Genomic DNA, 2,181 nt, shown 5'->3' on the forward strand with positions numbered 1-2,181 from the left:
CTGAAATACTGCCCGCAATGGCCGCAGGATGGCTTTGCCGATTTGGACGCAGCACGCAGCTGGGTGCGCGACTTTATCCGCTGGTACAACCATGAGCACCGCCACAGCCGCATCCGCTTCGTGACCCCGGCGCAGCGCCATCGTGGAGAGGATCAAGAGGTGCTGGCCAAGCGTCATGTGCTGTATCAGCAAGCCCGTTTTAAACACCCGCATCGCTGGTCAGGTGCAACGCGAAATTGGCAACCAATCGGCACCGTCACACTCAACCCGGAAAGGGAGCAGCCGGCACTGAAAATAGCAGCTTAAAAACACGGCTGACGCGACAACTACCTTGCAAAACGCCGGACCATTCCTCTCGCCATTGTGCTGCTCGCCGGAGCCCTAGCCGGCTGCGAGCAATCACCCCTGGACTGCACTGCACCGCAGAACCAGCAGCAGAGTCAGGAGTGTGCACATCGCGCCTCAACGGAGTCACGCGGCCCCGATACCCTACCAGCCAACCCGAAGAAGTGGTGATGCCATGAGGATCATTAGATGCACTCTACTGCTGGGCCTGCTTTTCTCTCTGTACTCGGTCGGCGCATCAGCTGAACTGGCATTCCACGACCCAGCCACCCAGACGGGTGTTCTCGATCAGGTCATCCAGGAGTTCGTCACCCGAGCCGCTGCCTGGCAAGGCGTAATCATGGCTGCAGCCACTTGGTTATTCTGGACGCTGGGCACCATCAGCTTTACCTGGACGATGGGTATGCTGGCTCTGCGCAAAGCAGACATCGGTGATTTTTTCAGCGAATTTATTCGTTTCACCCTGTTCTTTGGCTTCTTCTATTGGTTGCTACAGAACGGCCCTTACTTTGCGGAAACCATCATCAATTCCCTACGCCAGATCGGCGACAACGCTGCCGGCACAGCAGGCCTGTCGCCCTCGGGCGTAGTCGATATTGGTTTCATGATCTGGAAGCAGGCCATTTCCAACCTGTCGGGTTGGAGCCCTGTAGACAGCTTGGTCGGTTTGGTGCTCAGCGCAGGCATCATGTTGGCGCTCGCCACCATCGCGGTGAACATGCTGCTGCTTCTAATCTCTGGCTGGATCTTGATGTACGCCGGCATCTTCTTCCTAGGCTTTGGTGGCTCCAGGTGGACATCGGACATGGCCATCAACTATTTCAAAACCGTTCTCGGCTTGGCCGTTCAACTGCTGGTGATGATCCTGCTGGTCGGGGTCGGTAACAACCTGCTGACCAGCTTCTACGCCAAAATGAACAAGGCCACACTCAACTTTGAAGAGCTCGGCGTAATGCTGGTGTTCTGCTTAGCGCTGCTGACCCTTACCGGGCAAGTTCCGAAAATGGTAGCTGGCATTATCAGTGGCGGAGGTGGTGGCGGAGGTGCTGGTGGCTTCGGTGCAGGAGCTATTGCAGGAGCCGCCCTTGGGGCAGCAGGCACAGCTGCGGGTGCTGCAAGCATGGCCGGCTCAGCCGTTATGAGCGGCGCTCAGAATATCTCTGGGGGCGCATCAGCGATCAAGGCTGCCATTCAAAAGGCGCAAGGTTCGGCCGATGGCGGTTCTGGTATGCCATCACTGGGAGCTGGTTCATCAGACAAAGGTTCAGACTCCGGCTCATCGCTCAAGGCTGCCATGGGCATCGACTCCAGCAACCAATCCGGCGGCATGATGCAAAAGGCTGCCAGCGTGGCAGCGGGAGCGGCTTCGGAATTGGCCAAAGGTGCAGGCCGGCGTTTTGCAAGGTAGTTGTCGCGTCAGCCGTGTTTTTAAGCTGCTATTTTCAGTGCCGGCTGCTCCCTTTCCGGGTTGAGTGTGACGGTGCCGATTGGTTGCCAATTTCGCGTTGCACCTGACCAGCGATGCGGGTGTTTAAAACGGGCTTGCTGATACAGCACATGACGCTTGGCCAGCACCTCTTGATCCTCTCCACGCTGGCGCTGCGCCGGGGTCACGAAGCGGATGCGGCTGTGGCGGTGCTCATGGTTGTACCAGCGGATAAAGTCGCGCACCCAGCTGCGTGCTGCGTCCAAATCGGCAAAGCCATCCTGCGGCCATTGCGGGCAGTATTTCAGGGTTCTAAACAGCGATTCTGAGTAGGGATTGTCGTTGCTCACCCGCGGTCGTCCGCGCGAGGGGGTGATGCCCAGATCGTACAACTTGCTCAGCAGTGTCAC

At 58.0% G+C, this 2,181-nt stretch carries 3 protein-coding genes; 2 read left to right on the forward strand and 1 reads right to left on the reverse strand.

Annotation, left to right across the window (positions count from 1 at the left end; genetic code table 11):
* Both SOP97_RS06600 and trbL read left to right on the forward strand, forming a co-directional pair.
* The coding region (locus SOP97_RS06600; RefSeq protein ID WP_322948689.1) for an IS3 family transposase at positions 1-306 on the forward strand (306 nt) is incomplete at its 5' end.
* 334 nt (positions 307-640) lie between these two features.
* Positions 641-1,753: a P-type conjugative transfer protein TrbL gene (trbL, locus tag SOP97_RS06605; protein WP_322948693.1), complete on the forward strand. Its 1,113-nt coding sequence runs from the start codon at positions 641-643 to the stop codon at positions 1,751-1,753.
* A 20-nt stretch (positions 1,754-1,773) separates the two neighbouring features.
* Here trbL and SOP97_RS06610 read toward each other — a convergent pair.
* On the reverse strand, positions 1,774-2,181 hold a 408-nt coding region (locus SOP97_RS06610; RefSeq protein ID WP_322948691.1), incomplete at its 5' end, for an integrase core domain-containing protein.

Source organism: Pseudomonas spirodelae, assembly GCF_034653255.1.
Lineage (GTDB): Bacteria > Pseudomonadota > Gammaproteobacteria > Pseudomonadales > Pseudomonadaceae > Aquipseudomonas > Aquipseudomonas spirodelae.